Consider the following 20,600-nt stretch of genomic DNA (forward strand, 5'->3'; position numbering starts at 1 on the left):
CTCATTGTCATAGTGCGGCAGGCGATTCTCTTCACGCTCCTGTGAGACAGCAGTTTGTAGGGTAAATGCCCAGTACCGCAACGGGCAGAATAGCAGGATTTTGACGATGTGTTAATCTGTTTACAAAAAAGCAACATAAAAAAGTGGCTGAATCGTTAAGGATGGTCTAGAGATTGTTTCCCTTCGTAAAAACTTCGTTAATTCGCCTGGTGATAATCACCTTTCTCAACGAATCCCAAGATTAGTCAAAATTTAAACTACCGCCTCTTTATACTCGGATTCACAGCACCTGCGGGTGGCAGTTCGCCGACCATTGCGATTTCCTTGAGATCCGAATTATGAAAATGACTTTGCCGTTTAAACCCCATGTGCTGGCGCTAATTTGCAGTGCCGGGCTTTGTGCCACTTCCGGTGCTTTGTATGTAAAAAGCCGCACTGTGGAAACGCCTGTAGAAGCGCAAACTGTGCCTGTTGTCACTACAGCTACGCTTCCTGCAACGGTTTCCGCGCCGCCAGTAACGCCCGCCGTCGTCAAATCTACCTTCAGTACTGCACAAATTGATCAATGGGTCGCGCCTGTCGCGCTGTACCCCGATTCTCTGCTTTCACAAGTGTTAATGGCATCAACCTATCCGGCAAACGTTGCGCAAGCAGTGCAATGGTCGCACGATAATCCACTTAAACAAGGTGACGCTGCTATTCAGGCAGTAGCTGACCAGCCGTGGGATGCCAGCGTCAAATCACTGGTGGCGTTTCCACAGCTGATGGCATTGATGGGCGAAAACCCGCAGTGGGTACAAAACCTCGGCGATGCGTTTCTGGCGCAGCCGCAGGATGTAATGGACTCGGTACAGCGTTTGCGTCAACTGGCGCAACAAACCGGATCGCTGAAGTCATCAACCGAACAGAAAGTCATTACGGCAACGAAGAAAGCTGTACCGGTAAAACAGGCTGTCACGGCTCCCGTCATACAATCCAATACCGTTTCAACAGCCAGCCCCGTCATTGCAGAGCCTGCACCAACCGTAATAACTATCGAACCAACCAATCCGGATATGGTTTATATTCCCAACTATAACCCGACCGTGGTTTACGGGAACTGGGCCAATTCCGCGTATCCGCCGGTTTATCTGCCGCCGCCAGCCGGAGAACCGTTTGTTGACAGCTTTGTGCGCGGTTTCGGCTACAGCATGGGCGTCGCCACTACATACGCGTTATTCAGCAGCATCGACTGGGATGACGACGATCATGACCATCATCATCATGACGATGATGATTATCATCACGATGGCGGTCATCGTGACGGCAACGGCTGGCAACACAACGGTGACAACATCAATATCGACGTCAACAATTTCAACCGCATCACCGGTGAGCATCTTACTGATAAGAATATGGCATGGCGGCACAACCCAAACTATCGAGATGGTGTGCCTTATCATGACAGGGATATGGCAAAGCGGTTTCATCAAACCGATGTCAGTGGCGGCATGAGCGCCACGTCGCTACCTGCACCGTCGCGCGACAGTCAGCGTCAGGCTGCGGCAAGCCAGTTTCGGCAACGAACACACTCCACACCTGAGACTACACGCGATACCCAGCGTCAGGCTGCGGCACAGCGATTTAATGAAGCGGAACACTATGGCAATTATGAAGATTTTCGCGAGTTCAGCCGTCGCCAACCACTGACCCAGCAGCAAAAGGATGCCGCTCGTCAGCGTTATCAGTCCGCGTCACCTGAGCAGCGCCAGGCGGTACGCGAGAAAATGCGAACTAACCCGCAGAACCAGCAGCGAAGAGAGGCGGCGCGTCAGCGTATTCAGTCCGCGTCACCCGAACAGCGCCAGGCGGTACGCGAGAAAATGCAGACTAACCCGCAGAACCAGCAGCAAAGAGAGGCAGCGCGTGAGCGTATTCAGTCCGCATCACCAGAGCAGCGCCCATTGAACCAACAACAGCGTGATAACGCCCGCCAGCGTATTCAATCGGCATCTCCTGAACAACGTCAGGTTTTTCGGGAGAAAGTTCAGGAGAACCGCCCGCAACGTCTAAACGACAGTAACCATATTGCCAGGCTGAATAACGAGCAACGGTCAGCGGTACGTGAACGGTTGTCTGAGCGTGGAGCAAGAAGACTGGAAAGGTAAATTGCAGGCGTAAAAAAAGCGGCGTTGTTAGCCGCTTAAGACTGATGACAAACATCGAATCGCCCGATGCGCAAGTTTATCGGGCCTACACGGCACCTGCAATGCATTGAATTTGCATGATTTTGTAGGCCGGATAAGGCGTTTACGCCGCATCCGGCATCAACAACGAGCACTTTGTCAACAATCTGAAGCGGCCAGAATAGCCGCTTCTTAATTTGCCGGATGTTCCGGCACACGAAGAATTACTTCTTCTTCGCTTTCGGGTTCGGCAGGTCGGTGATGCTACCTTCGAATATTTCTGCCGCCAGACCCACAGACTCGTGCAGAGTCGGGTGCGCGTGGATGGTCAGCGCGATGTCTTCCGCGTCACAACCCATTTCGATTGCCAGACCGATTTCACCCAGCAGCTCGCCGCCGTTAGTACCGACAATTGCACCACCGATCACACGGTGAGATTCTTTGTCGAAAATCAGTTTGGTCATACCGTCTGCGCAGTCGGAAGCGATAGCACGACCAGAAGCAGCCCACGGGAAGGTGGCGGTTTCGTAGCTGATGCCTTTCTCTTTCGCTTCTTTCTCGGTCAGACCCACCCATGCAACTTCTGGTTCGGTATAAGCGATAGACGGGATAACTTTCGGATCGAAGTAGTGTTTCTTACCGGCGATAACTTCAGCAGCAACGTGACCTTCGTGAACACCTTTGTGTGCCAGCATCGGCTGACCGACGATATCGCCGATAGCAAAGATGTGCGGTACGTTGGTACGCAGTTGTTTATCAACGCGGATGAAGCCACGGTCGTCAACTTCCACGCCAGCTTTGCCTGCGTCGAGGTTTTTACCGTTCGGCACACGACCAATCGCTACCAGCACGGCGTCGTAACGCTGCGGTTCAGCCGGTGCTTTTTTGCCTTCCATCGTCACATAAATACCGTCTTCTTTCGCTTCAACAGCAGTGACTTTGGTTTCCAGCATCAGGTTGAATTTCTTGCTGATACGTTTGGTGAAGACTTTAACGATGTCTTTGTCAGCTGCCGGGATAACCTGGTCGAACATTTCAACCACGTCAATCTGTGAACCCAGCGCGTGGTATACGGTTCCCATTTCCAGACCGATGATACCGCCACCCATAACCAGCAGGCGTTCTGGTACTTCTTTCAGTTCCAGCGCGTCAGTGGAGTCCCAGATACGCGGATCTTCATGCGGAATAAACGGCAGTTGGATCGGGCGAGAACCCGCTGCGATGATCGCGTTGTCGAAGTTGATCACGGTTTTACCGTTCTCACCTTCAACTTCCAGGGTGTTTGCCCCGGTGAATTTACCCAGACCGTTGACCACTTTTACTTTGCGGCCTTTCGCCATACCAGCCAGACCACCGGTCAGCTGATTGATCACTTTCTCTTTCCAGGTACGAATCTTGTCGATATCAGTTTTCGGTTCACCGAAGACGATACCGTGTTCAGCCAGAGCTTTGGCTTCTTCGATAACTTTTGCTACGTGCAGCAGTGCTTTAGAAGGGATACAGCCGACGTTCAGGCAAACACCGCCGAGGGTGTTGTAGCGTTCTACGATTACGGTTTCCAGACCTAAATCAGCGCAACGGAAGGCAGCAGAGTAACCTGCGGGGCCTGCCCCAAGTACCACGACCTGAGTTTTGATTTCAGTACTCATCATGACCTCTATATATTTATCTCCGGCGGGTCTGACGTTTTTTTTATGACGCCCATTATCCACCGGGTCGTTCTATCCGTCGGTATTTTACAAAATTGTTAACAATTTTTAAACAACAAACGGCAACCGATTTGTCTATTCGCTAATAATCTCAATACATTCATGAGATTACCAGAAAAAAGCCGGCCGTTGGGCCGGCTCTTTTATTTACATCACCAGACGGCGAATATCAGACAGCGTGTTGTTAATGATGGTAATGAAACGGGCACCATCAGCACCGTCGATCACGCGGTGGTCGAAGGAGAGAGAAATCGGCAGCATCAGACGCGGCACGAACTCTTTACCATTCCACACCGGCTCCATCGCGGACTTGGAAACGCCGAGGATAGCCACTTCCGGTGCGTTCACAATCGGCGCGAAGTGGGTAGTACCCAGGCCGCCGATACTGGAGATGGTAAAGCAACCGCCCTGCATTTCGCTTGCAGTCAGCTTACCGTCACGCGCTTTCTTGGAAATGGTCATCAGCTCGCGAGACAGCTCGATGATGCCTTTCTTGTTGACGTCTTTGAATACCGGAACAACCAGACCGTTCGGGGTATCCACCGCCACACCGATGTTGATGTATTTCTTCAGGGTCAGACGCTGACCGTCTTCCGACAGAGAACTGTTGAAGCGAGGCATCTGCTCAAGCGCCGCAGCAACGGCTTTCATGATGAAGACAACCGGGGTGATCTTCACATCCAGCTTACGTTTCGCTGCTTCTTCGTTCTGCTGTTTACGGAACGCTTCCAGCTCGGTGATATCGGTTTTGTCGAAGTGAGTAACATGCGGGATCATCACCCAGTTACGGCTCAGGTTCGCGCCAGAGATTTTCTGGATACGGCCCAGTTCCACTTCTTCGATTTCACCAAACTTGCTGAAGTCCACCTTCGGCCACGGCAACATGCCTGGGATACCGCCGCCAGTCGCCGCCGGAGCCGCTTCTGCACGTTTGATAGCTTCTTTCACGTAAACCTGAACGTCTTCGCGCAGGATACGACCTTTACGGCCTGTGCCCTTCACTTTCGCCAGGTTAACGCCAAACTCGCGAGCCAGACGACGGATCAGCGGAGTCGCGTGAACGTAAGCGTCGTTTTCAGCAAATTCAGATTTGCCTTCGGCTTTCGCAGCCGGTGCTGCTGCCGGAGCTTCAGCTTTTGCTGCCGGAGCCGGCGCTGCCGCTTCCTGTTTCGCCGGAGCCGCCGCAGGCGCTGCGCCTTCAACTTCGAAGATCATAATCAGCGAACCAGTTTTCACTTTATCGCCAACGTTGACTTTCAGTTCCTTCACAACACCTGCAAACGGAGCCGGAACTTCCATAGAGGCTTTGTCGCCTTCCACGGTGATCAGTGACTGTTCAGCGGCAACTTTGTCGCCCACTTTCACCATCACTTCGGTCACTTCAACTTCGTCACCGCCGATATCCGGAACGTTAACTTCTTTCACGCCAGCCGCTGGCGCAGGTGCTGCTGCCGGAGCTGCTTCCTGTTTAGCCGCCGGAGCCGGAGCTGCCGCACCTGCTTCACCCGCAACTTCGAAGATCATGATCAGCAAGCCGGTGGACACTTTGTCGCCAACATTCACTTTGATCTCTTTCACGGTGCCCGCAAACGGCGCCGGAACTTCCATAGAAGCCTTGTCGCCTTCTACGGTGATCAGCGACTGTTCAGCTTCAACTTTATCGCCCACTTTCACCAGGATTTCGGTCACTTCGACTTCGTCGCTGCCGATATCCGGAACGTTAACGTCTTTTGCCGCCGCTGCCGCTGGTGCTGCTGCCGGAGCTGCTTCTTTCTTCTCTTCTGCCTGAGCAGGTGCAGCGTCAGCTGCACCGTCGGCGGAATCGAAAATCATAATAAGTGCACCGGTCTGGGTTTTATCGCCAACAGAGACTTTGATCTCTTTAACAATACCTGCCTGCGGAGACGGAACTTCCATAGAGGCTTTGTCGCCTTCTACGGTGATCAGCGACTGTTCGGCTTCAACTTTGTCGCCCACTTTGACCAGGATCTCGGTGATTTCAACTTCATCAGCCCCGATGTCCGGTACTTTGATTTCGATAGCCATTATTCTTTTACCTCTTACGCCAGACGCGGGTTAACTTTTTCTGCATCGATGTTGAATTTGGCGATTGCGTCAGCAACCACTTTCTTATCGATTTCGCCACGTTTAGCCAGTTCGCCCAGCGCCGCAACCACTACATAGGAAGCATCAACTTCGAAGTGGTGACGCAGGTTCTCACGGCTGTCGGAACGACCGAAGCCATCAGTACCCAGGACGCGGTAGTCGTCAGCCGGTACGTAAGTACGAACCTGCTCAGCGAACAGTTTCATATAGTCGGTAGATGCCACTGCCGGAGCGTCGTTCATCACCTGAGCAATGTACGGAACGCGCGGAGTTTCCAGCGGGTGCAGCATGTTCCAGCGTTCACAATCCTGACCATCACGCGCCAGTTCGGTGAAGGAGGTCACGCTATATACGTCAGAACCTACGCCGTAATCTTTCGCCAGGATCTGTGCTGCTTCACGGACGTGACGCAGAATAGAACCGGAACCCAGCAGCTGAACTTTACCTTTGCTACCTTCAATGGTTTCGAGTTTGTAGATACCTTTACGGATACCTTCCTCAGCACCTTCCGGCATTGCCGGCATGTGGTAGTTTTCGTTCAGCGTAGTGATGTAGTAGTAAACGTTCTCTTGTTTTTCACCGTACATACGCTCCAGACCGTCATGCATGATGACAGCAACTTCGTAAGCGTAAGCCGGGTCGTAAGAGATACAGTTCGGGATAGTCAGCGACTGAATGTGGCTGTGACCATCTTCGTGCTGCAGACCTTCGCCGTTCAGGGTGGTACGACCGGAAGTACCGCCGATCAGGAAGCCACGCGCTTGCTGGTCGCCAGCTGCCCAGCACAGATCGCCGATACGCTGGAAGCCGAACATCGAGTAATAGATGTAGAACGGAATCATCGGCAGGTTGTTGGTGCTGTAAGAGGTCGCCGCTGCCAGCCAGGAACAACCTGCGCCCAGCTCGTTGATCCCTTCCTGCAGAATCTGACCTTTCTCGTCTTCTTTATAGTAAGCAACCTGCTCGCGGTCCTGCGGGGTGTACTGCTGACCGTTCGGGCTGTAGATACCAATCTGACGGAACAGACCTTCCATACCGAAAGTACGCGCTTCGTCGGCGATGATCGGCACCAGGCGGTCTTTGATCGACTTGTTCTTCAGCATCACGTTCAGGGCACGAACGAAAGCGATAGTGGTAGAGATCTCTTTGCTCTGCTCTTCCAGCAGCGCGCCGAAGTCTTGCAGGCTCGGCAGCTCAAGCTTCTCGGTGAAGTTCGGCTGACGGCTTGGCAGATAACCGTGCAGTTTCTGACGCTGAGCGTGCAGATAGGTATGCTCTTCAGAACCTTCCGGGAAGGTGATGTACGGCAGTTTTTCGATATCTGCATCAGACACCGGCACATTGAAACGGTCGCGGATGTGACGCACGCCGTCCATGTTCATTTTCTTAACCTGGTGCGCGATGTTTTTACCTTCAGCCGCGTCGCCCATGCCGTAACCTTTAATGGTATGAGCAAGGATTACCGTCGCTTTGCCTTTAGTTTCCTGCGCTTTCTTGAATGCAGCGTAGATTTTCTTCGGATCGTGACCGCCACGGTTCAGTGCCCAGATCTGCTCGTCAGTCCAGTCTGCAACCAGTGCTGCGGTTTCAGGATATTTACCGAAGAAGTGTTCACGAACGTACGCGCCATCTTTCGATTTGAAGGTCTGGTAGTCGCCGTCAACGGTTTCGTTCATCAGCTGGATCAGTTTACCGCTGGTATCTTTACGCAGCAGTTCATCCCAACGGCTACCCCACATCACTTTGATCACGTTCCAGCCAGCACCTTCGAAGATGCCTTCCAGTTCGTTGATGATCTTGCCGTTACCGGTGACCGGGCCGTCAAGACGCTGCAGGTTACAGTTGATAACGAAGACCAGGTTATCCAGTTTTTCACGGGTAGCGATGGTGATCGCACCTTTGGATTCCGGTTCGTCCATTTCACCGTCGCCGAGGAACGCGTAAACGGTCTGTTTAGAGGTATCTTTCAGGCCACGGTGTTCCAGATATTTCAGGAATTTAGCCTGGTAAATAGCACCAATCGGTCCCAGACCCATAGATACGGTCGGGAACTGCCAGAATTCCGGCATCAGTTTCGGGTGCGGATAGGAAGAGAGGCCATTGCCGTGAACTTCCTGACGGAAGTTATCGAGCTGCTCCTGAGTCAGACGACCTTCCAGGAAAGCACGAGCGTAAACGCCCGGAGAGATGTGACCCTGGAAGTAAACCAGGTCGCCGCCATCCTGCTCGTTGCGTGCACGGAAGAAGTGGTTAAAGCACACATCATAAATGGTTGCGGAAGACTGGAAGGATGCCATGTGGCCGCCCAGTTCCAGATCTTTTTTGGATGCACGCAGAACCGTCATGATGGCGTTCCAGCGGATAGCTGAACGAATACGGCGTTCCAGTTCCAGATTACCCGGATACTCCGGTTGTTCTTCAACGGGGATGGTGTTGATGTAGTTGCTGACGCCGGTGCCTGCGGCTACGTTGACTCCGCCTTTGCGGGCTTCAGCAAGCAGTTGGTCGATCAGATACTGAGCACGCTCAACACCTTCTTCACGGATGACCGATTCGATCGCCTGGAGCCAGTCGCGAGTTTCGATCGGATCCACGTCATTTGGGAAACGTTCTGACATGGGTTATTCCTTATCTATCTAATAACGTTGAGTTTTCTGGAACCTGTCCCATTGAACTCTCACCGGAAAGCTCAATAAGACAGGTTCTACGTTTAGTTGCCGCGCTTTTATATGCGCTTGATTTACAACATCTTCTGGCTAATTTTCACCAGAAAAATCACTAATTCTTTCGTTGCTCCAGACGGCGCAGAGAACGCTCACGGCGACTCTCTTCACGGCTTCTGTCGAGCAAAATTTCTTCGATAAAGGCCAGATGGCGATGTGATGCTTCGCGCGCTTCTTCCGGCTTACCGGCCATAATCGCTTCGAATATGCGGGTGCGGTGACTACTCACCAGCGGCAGCATCTCGCGACGCGAATAGAGCAATTCGAAGTTCTGACGGACATTCTGAGCCAACATCGGCTCCATACACCTTAGCAGATGAAGCAAAACCACATTGTGGGCCGCTTCGGTGACGGCAATCTGATACTGGAGTACGGCGTTTGATTCCGCGTCCAGATCGCCAGACTGCTGCGCCAGCTCTATGGCGTGATGGAGTTCACGGATGCGTTCCTTGTCTTCATCGGTACTACGCAGCGCGGCGTAATAAGCGGCGATACCTTCCAGGGCGTGTCGTGTTTCGAGCAAGTCATACTGTGATTCAGGATGGTCGGAGAGCAGCTCCACCAGCGGATCGCTGAAACTTTGCCAGAGGCTGCTCTGGACAAAAGTGCCGCCACCCTGGCGACGAAGCAACAAGCCCTTCGCTTCGAGACGTTGAATCGCCTCACGCAAGGAGGGACGGGAGACGTCGAACTGTTTCGCCAGTTCGCGTTCCGGTGGGAGTTTTTCGCCCGGACGAAGTGTGCCTTCGAGGATCAAAAACTCCAGTTGCTGCTCAATCACATCGGAGAGTTTTGGTTGGCGGATTTTGCTGTAGGCCATGAGTTCCTGTCTTAAGCCACTTGCCGAAGTCAATTGGTCTTACCAATTTCATGTCTGTGACGCTAAAGTAACAAAGTATTCACCTTATGTCCATACAGGTTTTGATTGAAATCATGAAACTGTGCACATTTTAACAACTTGACACATATGACGTTTCAAAATTGTAACTATGCGCAAATGTAGACTTTACGTGAGCAATGGTTTTTTTAACGTTTATTAAACTATAAAAATCCAAATTGAACCGATTCACTTACCAATTTTTCGATTTTTAATGCCATTAAAATGAATTTATATTCATTTATTGCGATGGGGTGTTTCGGGGCTTTCCTTTACAAACGATTTCTTTTTAGGCAACTCATCTTCAACCTGGCATAAAGCGAGTGCATTCACTGGCGCATACCATTATTCTTGATCTGACGGAAGTCCCTTTGTAACAATTCAAACGCTTTTGATGTAAACAAATTAATACAACAAACGGAATTGCAAACTTACACACGCATCACTGCGTAGATCAAAAAAACAATCACCGCACGAGGTTTCATGATGGAAGGTCAACAGCACGGCGAGCAGCTAAAGCGCGGCCTTAAAAACCGCCATATCCAGCTTATCGCGCTGGGTGGCGCGATAGGGACAGGACTATTCCTGGGAAGCGCCTCCGTAATACAGTCCGCAGGGCCAGGGATTATCCTGGGTTACGCTATTGCCGGTTTTATCGCCTTTCTGATCATGCGTCAGTTAGGTGAAATGGTAGTCGAAGAACCGGTAGCAGGCTCCTTCAGCCACTTTGCTTATAAATACTGGGGCAGTTTTGCTGGTTTCGCCTCTGGCTGGAACTACTGGGTACTGTACGTTTTAGTTGCCATGGCAGAGCTTACTGCCGTCGGCAAATACATTCAGTTCTGGTATCCGGAAATCCCCACCTGGGCTTCGGCCGCCGTATTCTTTGTGGTGATCAACGCCATCAACCTGACCAACGTTAAAGTGTTTGGCGAGATGGAGTTCTGGTTTGCCATTATCAAAGTTATCGCGGTGGTGGCGATGATCATCTTCGGTGGCTGGCTGCTGTTCAGCGGCAACGGTGGCCCGCAGGCGAGCGTTAGCAACCTCTGGGATCAAGGTGGCTTCCTGCCGCACGGCTTCACCGGGCTGGTAATGATGATGGCGATTATCATGTTCTCGTTCGGTGGTCTGGAACTGGTAGGCATCACCGCAGCAGAAGCAGATAACCCGGAGCAAAGTATTCCCAAAGCGACTAACCAGGTTATCTACCGCATCCTGATTTTCTACATTGGTTCCTTAGCCGTTCTGCTCTCCCTGATGCCGTGGACGCGCGTTACCGCCGATACCAGTCCGTTTGTGCTGATCTTCCACGAGTTGGGCGATACTTTTGTCGCTAACGCCCTGAATATCGTGGTGTTGACGGCGGCGCTTTCGGTTTACAACAGTTGCGTCTACTGCAACAGCCGTATGTTGTTCGGTCTGGCACAACAGGGGAACGCACCGAAAATGCTCGCTTCCGTCGATAAACGCGGCGTACCGGTAAACACCATTCTGGTCTCTGCGTTGGTTACGGCATTGTGCGTACTGATTAACTACCTTGCCCCAGAGTCCGCATTCGGACTGTTAATGGCGCTGGTGGTATCTGCACTAGTGATCAACTGGGCGATGATTAGCCTTGCGCATATGAAATTCCGTCGCGCCAAACAAGCACAAGGTGTGGCTACCCGTTTCCCTGCTCTGCTCTATCCGCTGGGTAACTGGATCTGCCTGCTGTTTATGGCGGCGGTATTGGTAATTATGCTGATGACGCCGGGAATGGCGATTTCGGTTTACCTGATCCCGGTATGGCTGCTCGTGTTAGGCATCGGCTATCTGTTTAAAGAGAAAACCGCAAAAGCCGTAAAAGCGCATTAATTTCTCTACGCCCTCACCCGCGCTGGGTGAGGGCTACAATTTTTACACTAACGCTCCGTAAATCGTCAGTAGCGCAATCACCACCACAACCACGAACGAAGTTTTCTTCGCCATTGAAACCGCTGCTTTCGGCGTCTCCACCTTATCAACATGCGGTTCACGCGCCAGAGAGAACTGCGCCAGACGCGTTAACACCTGATATTGCGAAGTATGGAAATCACCCAGCGAAGCAAACCAGGCTGGTAATGCTTTCTCTCCGTGACCGATCAAGGCATATACCACGCCCGCAAGGCGAACCGGCACCCAATCCAGCACATGAAGCACGGCATCAATGCCGGACTGTAAACGATGATGCGGCGTCTGGTAACGCGCCAGCCAGTATTGCCATGCACGCAAAAACGCATAACCCATCAGCGTAACTGGCCCCCAGGTTCCCCCTACAATCAACCAGAACAGCGGCGCCAGGTAAAAACGAAAGTTAATCCACAGCAGTGCATTTTGCAGTTCACGCAAGTATTCACGTTCATCGCAGCCTGCTGGGACGCCGTGAATCATAGTGAGTTCGCCAGCCATCGTGGAGCGGGCATGGCTATCATTACGTGAAGCGGCTGCCAGATATGCATGATAATGGAGACGCACTTTACCCGCGCCAATACACAGCAAACCAAGCAACAGCCATACCAGCAGCGTCGGGACGTTGAACAATAACCCATGCAACGCGCGCAACAGCAAAAAAGTCACCCCCATCGCAATAATGGTCATACCTAACGTGCGCCCCAGCGAAAAATGTTTCACCCGCCGAAAGAACGCTTCAAGACGGTGATCAAGCTGCCAGTGCTCGCCCAACTTAAACAGGCGCTCAAAAATTAACACCAGTAAGGTTGTGAATAGCGTCATGTTGTCTCCTTGCTGACCAGCGCACGAAACCGTGCCCAATCAAATGCAGGACCAGGATCGGTTTTACGATCCGGCGCAATATCGCAATGCCCCGTCATGTTATTAGCGATATCTGGATAGCGATGAATCAGCGCCCGCGTAACCGCCGCCAGTTGCTGATACTGCGCATCGGTATAAGCCAGCGTGTCGGTGCCTTCCAGCTCAATCCCAATAGAAAAATCATTACAGCGTTCGCGACCTTGATACTGAGATATCCCCGCGTGCCAGGCGCGTTTATCGAAAGGAACATACTGGACAATTTCACCATCACGGCGAATCAAACAGTGGGCGGAAACGCGCAAATGGGCGATCTCAGCAAAGAAGGGATGTGCCTGCGGATCAATAGTTCCGGTGAATAATGCATCAATCCACGGACCGCCAAACTCACCTGGCGGCAGGCTAATATTGTGCACCACCAGCAGGGTGGGTGTTTCGTCATCCGGGCGGCAATCGTAATGTGGTGAGGGAACGCGGCGCGCGCCGACCAGCCACCCCTGTTCTAACAACATGCAGGATCTCCTTATATGTGGTGCTAATACCCGGTTCAGAGTAGCATGTTTCTACCTTATGATTCGTTAGCTATCTGGAGTTTTAACATGCCGCCTCGCCGCTATAACCCTGACACCCGACGTGACGAGCTGCTGGAACGCATTAATCTCGATATCCCCGGCGCGGTGGCTCAGGCGCTGCGAGAAGATTTAGGCGGAACAGTTGATGCCAACAACGACATTACGGCAAAACTTTTATCGGAAAATTCTCGCTCTCATGCCACGGTGATCACCCGCGAAAATGGCGTATTTTGCGGCAAACGCTGGGTTGAAGAGGTGTTTATTCAACTGGCAGGCGACGATGTCACCATTATTTGGCATGTGGATGACGGCGAACTCATCCACGCCAATCAACCCTTGTTCGAACTTGAAGGCCCATCCCGCGTGCTGTTAACGGGCGAACGCACGGCGCTCAATTTTGTGCAAACTCTTTCCGGGGTTGCCAGTAAGGTTCGCCACTATGTCGAATTACTGGAAGGCACCAACACGCAGTTGTTGGATACGCGCAAAACCTTGCCGGGTCTGCGTTCGGCTCTGAAATACGCGGTACTTTGCGGCGGCGGAGCGAATCACCGTCTGGGGCTTTCTGACGCCTTCCTGATCAAAGAAAACCATATTATTGCCTCCGGCTCAGTGCGTCAGGCGGTCGAAAAAGCGTCCTGGCTGCACCCTGATGCGCCAGTAGAAGTCGAAGTAGAAAATCTGGAAGAACTTGATGAAGCCCTGAAAGCAGGTGCCGATATCATCATGCTGGATAACTTCGAAACAGAACAGATGCGCGAAGCCGTCAAACGCACCAACGGCAAGGCGCTACTGGAAGTGTCTGGCAACGTCACCGACAAAACACTGCGCGAATTTGCCGAAACGGGCGTGGACTTTATCTCCGTCGGTGCACTAACTAAACACGTACAGGCACTCGATCTCTCAATGCGTTTTCGCTAATTCCTGACAGATTTATCCGCTCCGTAGCGGGCGGATAATCTTCCCTTCCCCAACTTTCTTCGTAACGCCTCGCAAATTTCTTGTCTTTCGCTGCAACGTAATAAAAAACCCCGGAAGCCACCTTCCCGTTTCGTTTTTTGCCCCTCGCCTGTACCGATGGCGTTTGCCAAAGTAGCGCCAACGAAATCAAGGAGCGAAACAGATGGACAAGCAACGCGGTTTTACACTTATCGAACTGATGGTGGTTATTGGCATCATTGCCATTTTAAGCGCCATCGGCATTCCCGCTTATCAGAACTACCTGCGCAAAGCAGCACTCACCGACATGCTACAAACCTTTGTGCCTTACCGTACTGCCGTAGAATTGTGCGCGCTGGAACATGGTGGATTAGACACCTGTGACGGCGGTAGCAATGGTATCCCCTCGCCCACCACCACTCGCTATGTCTCTGCCATGAGCGTGGCGAAGGGCGTGGTGTCGCTGACCGGGCAAGAAAGTCTTAATGGTTTAAACGTCATCATGACACCGGGTTGGGATAACGCAAACGGCGTCACCGGCTGGACGCGCAACTGCAATATTCAAAGTGACAGCGCATTGCAGCAAGCCTGCGAAGATGTCTTCCGCTTTGATGACGCCAACTAAGGAGCGGCAATGAATATTTCACAGCTCACCGCCCTGTGTCTGCGTTATCAGGGAGTCTTGCTGGATGCCAGCGAAGAGGTGGTTCATGTTGCGGTAGTCGATGCGCCTTCGCATGAATTCCTCGATGCCTTACATTTTGCCACCACTAAACGCATTGAGATCACCTGCTGGACGCGCCAGCAAATGGAAGGCCATGCCAGCCGCTCACAACAAACGTTGCCCGTAACCGTTCAGGAGAAACATCAGCTCAAGGCAGAGTTGCTGACCCAAACGTTACAATCTGCGCTGGAACAACGCGCGTCTGATATTCATATCGAACCAGCGAACAGCGCCTACCGTATCCGCTTGCGTATCGACGGCGTGCTGCATCCTTTACCAGATGTTCCACGGGATGCCGGAGCCGCATTAACCGCCAGATTAAAAGTGCTGGGAAGCCTGGATATTGCGGAACATCGCCTGCCGCAGGACGGGCAATTCACTGTCGAACTGGCAGGGAACGCCGTCTCATTTCGTATTGCAACCTTGCCATGTCGGGGCGGTGAAAAGGTGGTATTACGGTTGTTACAGCAGGTAAACCAGGCGCTGGATGTCAACACGCTGGGAATGCAGCCGTTACAACTGGCGGACTTTGCTCATGCCCTACAGCAACCACAAGGACTGGTGCTGGTAACTGGGCCAACCGGAAGCGGAAAAACCGTCACGCTTTATAGCGCCCTGCAAACGCTGAATACCGCTGATATTAATATTTGTAGCGTCGAAGATCCGGTTGAGATCCCCATCGCCGGGCTAAACCAGACGCAAATCCATCCACGTGCCGGTCTTACCTTTCAGGGCGTTTTGCGCGCGTTATTACGCCAGGATCCCGATGTCATCATGATCGGAGAGATCCGCGATGGCGAAACGGCAGAAATCGCCATTAAAGCCGCGCAAACGGGTCATCTGGTGTTGTCTACCCTACACACCAATTCCACCTGCGAAACGCTGGTGCGTTTACAGCAAATGGGCGTTGCTCGCTGGATGCTTTCATCGGCGCTCACGCTGGTGATAGCCCAGCGGCTGGTACGCAAACTTTGCCCGCATTGTCGCCTGCAGCAAGGGGAACCCATCCATATTCCCGACAATGTATGGACATCGCCGCTGCCCCGCTGGCAAGCACCCGGTTGTAGACACTGCTACCACGGTTTTTATGGTCGCACGGCCTTGTTTGAAGTTCTGCCTATAACACCGGTCATACGTCAGATTATTTCCGCTAATACCGACGTTGAATCGCTGGAAACGCACGCCCGACAGGCGGGAATGCGCACGCTTTTTGAAAACGGCTGCCTGGCCGTGGAGCAAGGCTTAACCACCTTTGAAGAGTTAATCCGCGTATTGGGGATGCCGCATGGCGAGTAAGCAACTCTGGCGCTGGCATGGCATAACCGGCGACGGCAATATGCAAGATGGGATGCTATGGGCAGAAAGCCGTACTTTGTTGATTTTTGCGCTACAGCAACAGACGGTTACCCCACTGCGTCTGAAGCGAATCGCCATCAATCCTGCACAGTGGCGAGGAGATAAAAGCGCGGAAGTCATTCATCAACTGGCGACGCTACTCAAAGCCGGCTTAACCCTTTCTGAAGGGCTGGCGCTGCTGGCGGAACAGCATCCCTGTAAGCAATGGCAAGTATTGCTGCAATCGCTGGCGCACGATCTCGAACAGGGCGTTGCCTTTTCCAATGCCTTATTACCCTGGTCAGAGGTTTTCCCACCGCTCTATCAGGCGACGATCCGCACGGGTGAACTGACCGGTAAGCTGGATGAATGCTGCTTTGAACTGGCGCGCCAGCAAAAAGCCCAACGTCAGTTGACCGACAAAGTGAAATCAGCGTTGCGTTATCCCATCATCATTTTAGCGATGGCAATCATGGTGGTTATGGCAATGCTGCATTTTGTTCTGCCGGAGTTTGCCGCTATCTATAAGACCTTTAATACCCCACTACCGGCGCTAACGCAGGGGATCATGACGCTGGCAGACTTTAGTAGTGAATGGGGCTGGTTGCTGGTGTTGTTCGGCTTTCTGCTGGCGATAGCCAATAAGTTGCTGATGCGCCGTCCGACCTGGCTTATCGTGCGACAGAAATTGCTGTTACGCATCCCAATTATGGGTTCCCTGATGCGGGGACAAAAACTCACGCAGATTTTTACGATTCTGGCGCTGACACAAAGTGCAGGAATTACTTTTTTACAAGGGGTTGAGAGCGTCAGAGAAACAATGCGCTGCCCGTACTGGGCGCAACTTCTGACACAAATCCAGCACGATATCAGTAACGGTCAGCCCATCTGGCTGGCGCTAAAAAATGCCGGTGAGTTTAGCCCACTCTGTTTGCAATTAGTGAGAACAGGAGAGGCATCCGGCTCGCTGGATCTCATGCTGGAGAATCTCGCTCACCATCATCGGGATAACACGCTGGCGCTGGCAGATAATCTTGCAGCCTTACTGGAACCGGCGTTGCTGGTCATTACAGGAGGAATTATCGGTACGCTAGTGGTGGCAATGTACCTGCCAATTTTCCATTTAGGCGATGCGATGAGTGGGATGGGATAACGCTGGCGTGGTGATCCACGCCAGCATTGGGAGATTACAGGTTATTGAAGATACGGTTTTCTTGTTCCTGCACACGGATAAACGTGGTGCGCTTGGTCAGCTCTTTCAGGCGTGAAGCCCCAACGTATGTACAAGCTGAACGCAGACCGCCTAAAATATCACGCGCGGTATTTTCAACCGGACCACGCAGCGGCAGCTTAACGGTTTTACCTTCTGCAGCGCGATATTCTGCAACGCCGCCAACGTGGCGTTTCATCGCAGACTCGGAGCTCATGCCGTAGAACAGCATAAATTTCTCGCCGTTCTCTTCTACAATGCGACCACCACTCTCTTCGTGGCCTGCCAGCATACCGCCGAGCATCACGAAATCAGCACCGCCGCCAAAGGCTTTCGCGACATCGCCCGGTGTGGTGCAGCCACCATCGCTGACGATCATCCCGCCCAGACCGTGCGCAGCATCGGCACATTCGATTACCGCAGAAAGTTGCGGATAACCGACGCCTGTTTTGACGCGAGTTGTACAGACAGAACCTGGGCCAATACCAACTTTAACGATATCGGCACCGGAGAGGATAAGCTCCTCACACATTTCACCAGTCACTACGTTGCCAGCACAAATGGTTTTGGTCGGCCACGCTTCACGCGCTTTCGCAACGAACTGCACGAAGTGTTCGGAATAACCGTTCGCCACGTCAATACAAACGAAGTTTAATGCCGGGTTCAGGTCGAGAATTTGTTTGGTTTTTTCGAAATCCGCATCAGACGTGCCGGTAGAAACCATCACATGTTTCAGCACATCAGCGGAAGAATTGTTGATAAACGCTTGCCACTCTTCGACAGAATAGTGTTTATGCACAGCGGTAAGAATATCAAAAGAAGCCAGCGCAGAGGCCATGGAAAAAGTGCCTACGGTGTCCATATTCGCGGCGATAATCGGCACGCCGGACCAGCTCTGACCTGAATGTTTGAAGGTGAATTGACGCTCCAGTTCAACATCGGAACGACTTTTAAGAGTAGAACGTTTAGGACGGATGAGGACGTCTTTAAAACCTAACTTCAGATCTTCTTCAATACGCATGTGCGGATTCCTGGGGTTAATGGCTATAAGGATAAGAGCGCAACTCCAGTGACGCTATCATACGCACTAATCGATGTGGCGCAAGACTGCGAAATTGTCTTTTTTTACGCTACAATCCCATAAATTTACCTGGTAAATAATGAGCGAACGTTCCATCAATTTCGCTTTTGTACGCTCATTTTTAACGTTTTGATAATCATGATGAATTCCCGGGAATATAAATTATGAGGTATATAGTTGCCTTAACGGGAGGCATTGGCAGTGGCAAGAGTACCGTTGCAAATGCGTTTGCAGACCTCGGAATTAACGTCATTGATGCCGATATTATTGCGCGTCAGGTGGTTGAACCAGGTGCACCTGCGCTACGTGCCATTGCTGAACACTTTGGCGCTGACATGATTGCTGCTGATGGCTCATTGCAGCGCCGGGTCTTGCGCGAGCGGATCTTCGCCAACCCGGAAGAGAAAAACTGGCTTAACGCCCTGCTGCATCCGCTGATTCAGCAGGAGACGCAAGGTCAGATCCAGCAGGCAACTTCCCCCTATATACTGTGGGTTGTGCCATTGCTGGTAGAAAACTCACTGTATAAAAAAGCGAATCGTGTGCTGGTGGTGGATGTCAGCCCAGAAACGCAACTTAAGCGTACCATGCAGCGCGATGATGTTACTCGCGAGCATGTCGAACAAATTCTTGCTGCCCAGGCAACGCGCGAAGCCCGTCTTGCCGTGGCAGATGACGTCATTGATAATAACGGCGCACCGGATGCTATTGCATCGGATGTTGCCCGCCTGCACGCACACTATTTGCAGCTTGCGTCGCAGTTTGTCTCACAGGAAAAACCGTAATGCAGACCCAGGTCCTTTTTGAACATCCACTAAATGAAAAAATGCGTACATGGCTGCGCATTGAGTTTTTAATTCAACAACTCACCGTAAATTTACCCATTGTTGACTACGCTGGCGCTCTGCATTTCTTCCGTAATGTCAGTGAATTGCTGGATGTTTTCGAGCGCGGAGAAGTGCGCACTGAGCTATTGAAAGAGCTTGACCGCCAGCAACGTAAACTCCAGACCTGGATTGGCGTGCCAGGCGTTGATCAGAGCCGTATTGAAGCATTAATTCAGCAGTTAAAAGCAGCGGGTAGCGTGTTGATTTCTGCGCCGCGTATCGGGCAATTTCTGCGTGAAGACAGGCTGATTGCCTTAGTGCGTCAGCGTCTGAGCATACCTGGCGGCTGTTGTAGCTTTGATTTGCCCACTTTGCATATTTGGCTACATTTACCCCAGTCACAGCGTGACAGCCAGGTAGAAACCTGGATTGCCAGCCTGGACCCGCTCACCCAGGCACTTAGCATGGTGCTGGATCTGATTCGCCAGTCGGCTCCTTTTCGTAAACAAACCAGCCTGAACGGTTTTTATCAGGATAATGGCGAAGACGCTGATCTGCTGCGGCTGAATCTGGCGCTTGATTCACAGCTTTATCCGCAAATTTCCGGTCATAAAAGCCGTTTTGCGATTCGTTTTATGCCGCTGGACAGTGAAAATGGTCTGGTGCCAGAGCGCCTGGATTTTGAACTGGCTTGCTGCTAAGGAGTTACGATGTCAGAAACTATTACGGTGAATTGCCCAACCTGCGGGAAAACTGTGGTGTGGGGTGAAATCAGCCCGTTTCGGCCATTTTGTTGCAAACGTTGTCAGTTGATCGACCTCGGAGAATGGGCTGCTGAAGAAAAACGAATCCCCAGCAGCGGCGATCTTTCTGAGAGTGATGACTGGAGCGAAGAGCCAAAGCAGTAACATTTTGTCTGATGCCGCACGTAGGCCTGATAAGACGCGGACAGCGTCGCATCAGGCATCTTGTGCAAATGTCGGATGCGGCGTGAACGCCTTATCCGACCTACAAAAACAAATTTATCAATGAGTTAGAAATCCCTTTAGGCCTGATAAGACGCGCCAGCGTCGCATCAGGCATCGTGTGCGAATGTCGGATGCGGCGAAAACGCCTTATCTGACCTACAGACGTTTAAGCTTCGCAATTACCGGTTCATTGGCTGGCGGAAAATCATCGGCATTAAGACCGACCAGCGACATCCACTTACCGGGTTGCCCTTCTTTACCCCACGGCTCCCCTTCCCAGCTTTCGACCAGCCAGAACCACAGAGTTATATGCCTGTCCGGGAATTCATATTCCAGTTTTTCAAATAGCGAAAAATGTTGTGGGGTAATCCCGACTTCTTCCTGAAGTTCACGCACCACCGCCTGTTCCGGCGTTTCGCCCATTTCAATTTTACCGCCGGGAAACTCCAGTTTATTCGCCATGTGCGCATCTGCTGCGCGACGCGTTATAAAGATTTCATTGTTCTCGTTGCGAATAATACCTACCGCAATTTGCAGCTTTTTCATTGTCTTAAACCTATAAAAAAGGCGCAGA

General features: G+C 51.9%; 18 protein-coding genes. 9 read left to right on the forward strand and 9 right to left on the reverse strand.

Going from position 1 to position 20,600, the window contains the following annotated elements:
• The first annotated feature begins 338 nt into the window (after positions 1 to 338).
• Positions 339 to 2,147 (forward strand): DUF3300 domain-containing protein, encoded by a 1,809-nt coding sequence (locus tag HEN21_RS06070; RefSeq protein ID WP_183082903.1) that lies wholly within the window; start codon positions 339 to 341, stop codon positions 2,145 to 2,147.
• Between the two features lie 242 nt (positions 2,148 to 2,389).
• Here HEN21_RS06070 and lpdA read toward each other — a convergent pair whose 3' ends face one another.
• The 4 genes from lpdA to pdhR all read right to left on the reverse strand — a co-directional run bounded on the left by lpdA (position 2,390) and on the right by pdhR (position 9,523).
• Positions 2,390 to 3,814 (reverse strand): dihydrolipoyl dehydrogenase, encoded by a 1,425-nt coding sequence (gene lpdA, locus HEN21_RS06075; protein WP_000102484.1) that lies wholly within the window; start codon positions 3,812 to 3,814, stop codon positions 2,390 to 2,392.
• Positions 3,815 to 4,021: 207 nt separating this feature from the next.
• On the reverse strand, positions 4,022 to 5,920 hold the full coding sequence (gene aceF, locus HEN21_RS06080; protein WP_176251920.1) for a pyruvate dehydrogenase complex dihydrolipoyllysine-residue acetyltransferase: 1,899 nt from the start codon (positions 5,918 to 5,920) through the stop codon (positions 4,022 to 4,024).
• Between the two features lie 14 nt (positions 5,921 to 5,934).
• Positions 5,935 to 8,598, reverse strand: coding sequence for a pyruvate dehydrogenase (acetyl-transferring), homodimeric type (aceE, locus tag HEN21_RS06085; protein ID WP_000003836.1), 2,664 nt, complete (start codon positions 8,596 to 8,598; stop codon positions 5,935 to 5,937).
• Between the two features lie 160 nt (positions 8,599 to 8,758).
• Positions 8,759 to 9,523, reverse strand: coding sequence for a pyruvate dehydrogenase complex transcriptional repressor PdhR (gene pdhR, locus HEN21_RS06090; protein WP_000331776.1), 765 nt, complete (start codon positions 9,521 to 9,523; stop codon positions 8,759 to 8,761).
• A 540-nt stretch (positions 9,524 to 10,063) separates the two neighbouring features.
• Between pdhR and aroP the strand changes: the two genes are divergently transcribed.
• The gene (gene aroP / locus HEN21_RS06095) at positions 10,064 to 11,437 is read left to right on the forward strand and encodes an aromatic amino acid transporter AroP (RefSeq protein WP_077630333.1); all 1,374 of its coding nucleotides are present in this window, start codon (positions 10,064 to 10,066) and stop codon (positions 11,435 to 11,437) included.
• A gap of 42 nt (positions 11,438 to 11,479) precedes the next feature.
• Here the strand turns inward: aroP and ampE are convergent, their stop codons facing one another.
• Together ampE and ampD are read right to left on the reverse strand one after the other, a co-directional pair.
• Positions 11,480 to 12,334 carry a beta-lactamase regulator AmpE gene (gene ampE, locus HEN21_RS06100; protein ID WP_000171990.1) on the reverse strand — a complete coding sequence of 285 codons (855 nt, stop codon included), beginning with the start codon at positions 12,332 to 12,334 and terminating at the stop codon, positions 11,480 to 11,482.
• Positions 12,331 to 12,882 (reverse strand): 1,6-anhydro-N-acetylmuramyl-L-alanine amidase AmpD, encoded by a 552-nt coding sequence (gene ampD, locus HEN21_RS06105; RefSeq protein WP_000923717.1) that lies wholly within the window; start codon positions 12,880 to 12,882, stop codon positions 12,331 to 12,333. The genes ampE and ampD overlap by 4 nt, the downstream gene beginning before the upstream one ends.
• Before the next feature lie 87 nt (positions 12,883 to 12,969).
• Between ampD and nadC the strand changes: the two genes are divergently transcribed.
• The 4 genes from nadC (at position 12,970) to hofC (ending at position 17,093) form a co-directional block, all read left to right on the forward strand.
• Positions 12,970 to 13,863: a carboxylating nicotinate-nucleotide diphosphorylase gene (gene nadC / locus HEN21_RS06110; protein WP_001135186.1), complete on the forward strand. Its 894-nt coding sequence runs from the start codon at positions 12,970 to 12,972 to the stop codon at positions 13,861 to 13,863.
• A 202-nt stretch (positions 13,864 to 14,065) separates the two neighbouring features.
• Entirely contained in the window at positions 14,066 to 14,506 is a 441-nt protein-coding gene (gene ppdD, locus HEN21_RS06115) for a prepilin peptidase-dependent pilin (RefSeq protein WP_000360898.1), read from the forward strand.
• Positions 14,507 to 14,515: 9 nt separating this feature from the next.
• The gene (gene gspE / locus HEN21_RS06120) at positions 14,516 to 15,901 is read left to right on the forward strand and encodes a type II secretion system protein GspE (protein WP_105286996.1); all 1,386 of its coding nucleotides are present in this window, start codon (positions 14,516 to 14,518) and stop codon (positions 15,899 to 15,901) included.
• Positions 15,891 to 17,093, forward strand: a complete 1,203-nt coding sequence (gene hofC, locus HEN21_RS06125; protein WP_176251921.1) for a protein transport protein HofC — start codon at positions 15,891 to 15,893, stop codon at positions 17,091 to 17,093. The genes gspE and hofC overlap by 11 nt, the downstream gene beginning before the upstream one ends.
• A 34-nt stretch (positions 17,094 to 17,127) precedes the next feature.
• Here the strand turns inward: hofC and guaC are convergent, their stop codons facing one another.
• Both guaC and HEN21_RS06135 read right to left on the reverse strand, forming a co-directional pair.
• On the reverse strand, positions 17,128 to 18,171 hold the full coding sequence (gene guaC / locus HEN21_RS06130; protein ID WP_001217338.1) for a GMP reductase: 1,044 nt from the start codon (positions 18,169 to 18,171) through the stop codon (positions 17,128 to 17,130).
• 155 nt (positions 18,172 to 18,326) lie between these two features.
• Positions 18,327 to 18,371 carry a hypothetical protein gene (locus HEN21_RS06135; protein ID WP_176241868.1) on the reverse strand — a complete coding sequence of 15 codons (45 nt, stop codon included), beginning with the start codon at positions 18,369 to 18,371 and terminating at the stop codon, positions 18,327 to 18,329.
• Positions 18,372 to 18,395: 24 nt separating this feature from the next.
• On the opposite strand from HEN21_RS06135, the gene coaE reads away from it, so the two are divergent.
• The 3 genes from coaE to yacG are packed head-to-tail and all read left to right on the forward strand — an operon-like array spanning position 18,396 to position 19,966.
• Positions 18,396 to 19,016 (forward strand): dephospho-CoA kinase, encoded by a 621-nt coding sequence (gene coaE / locus HEN21_RS06140; protein WP_176251922.1) that lies wholly within the window; start codon positions 18,396 to 18,398, stop codon positions 19,014 to 19,016.
• Entirely contained in the window at positions 19,016 to 19,759 is a 744-nt protein-coding gene (gene zapD, locus HEN21_RS06145; RefSeq protein ID WP_176251923.1) for a cell division protein ZapD, read from the forward strand. The genes coaE and zapD overlap by 1 nt, the downstream gene beginning before the upstream one ends.
• A 9-nt stretch (positions 19,760 to 19,768) precedes the next feature.
• Positions 19,769 to 19,966 carry a DNA gyrase inhibitor YacG gene (gene yacG / locus HEN21_RS06150; protein ID WP_000005033.1) on the forward strand — a complete coding sequence of 66 codons (198 nt, stop codon included), beginning with the start codon at positions 19,769 to 19,771 and terminating at the stop codon, positions 19,964 to 19,966.
• A 216-nt stretch (positions 19,967 to 20,182) separates the two neighbouring features.
• On the opposite strand, the gene mutT is transcribed toward yacG, so the two are convergent.
• Entirely contained in the window at positions 20,183 to 20,572 is a 390-nt protein-coding gene (mutT, locus tag HEN21_RS06155; RefSeq protein ID WP_000736019.1) for an 8-oxo-dGTP diphosphatase MutT, read from the reverse strand.
• Between the last annotated feature and the right edge of the window lie 28 nt (positions 20,573 to 20,600).

Origin of the sequence: Escherichia sp. 93.1518, assembly GCF_013368915.2 — a bacterium.
Classification (GTDB): domain Bacteria; phylum Pseudomonadota; class Gammaproteobacteria; order Enterobacterales; family Enterobacteriaceae; genus Escherichia; species Escherichia ruysiae.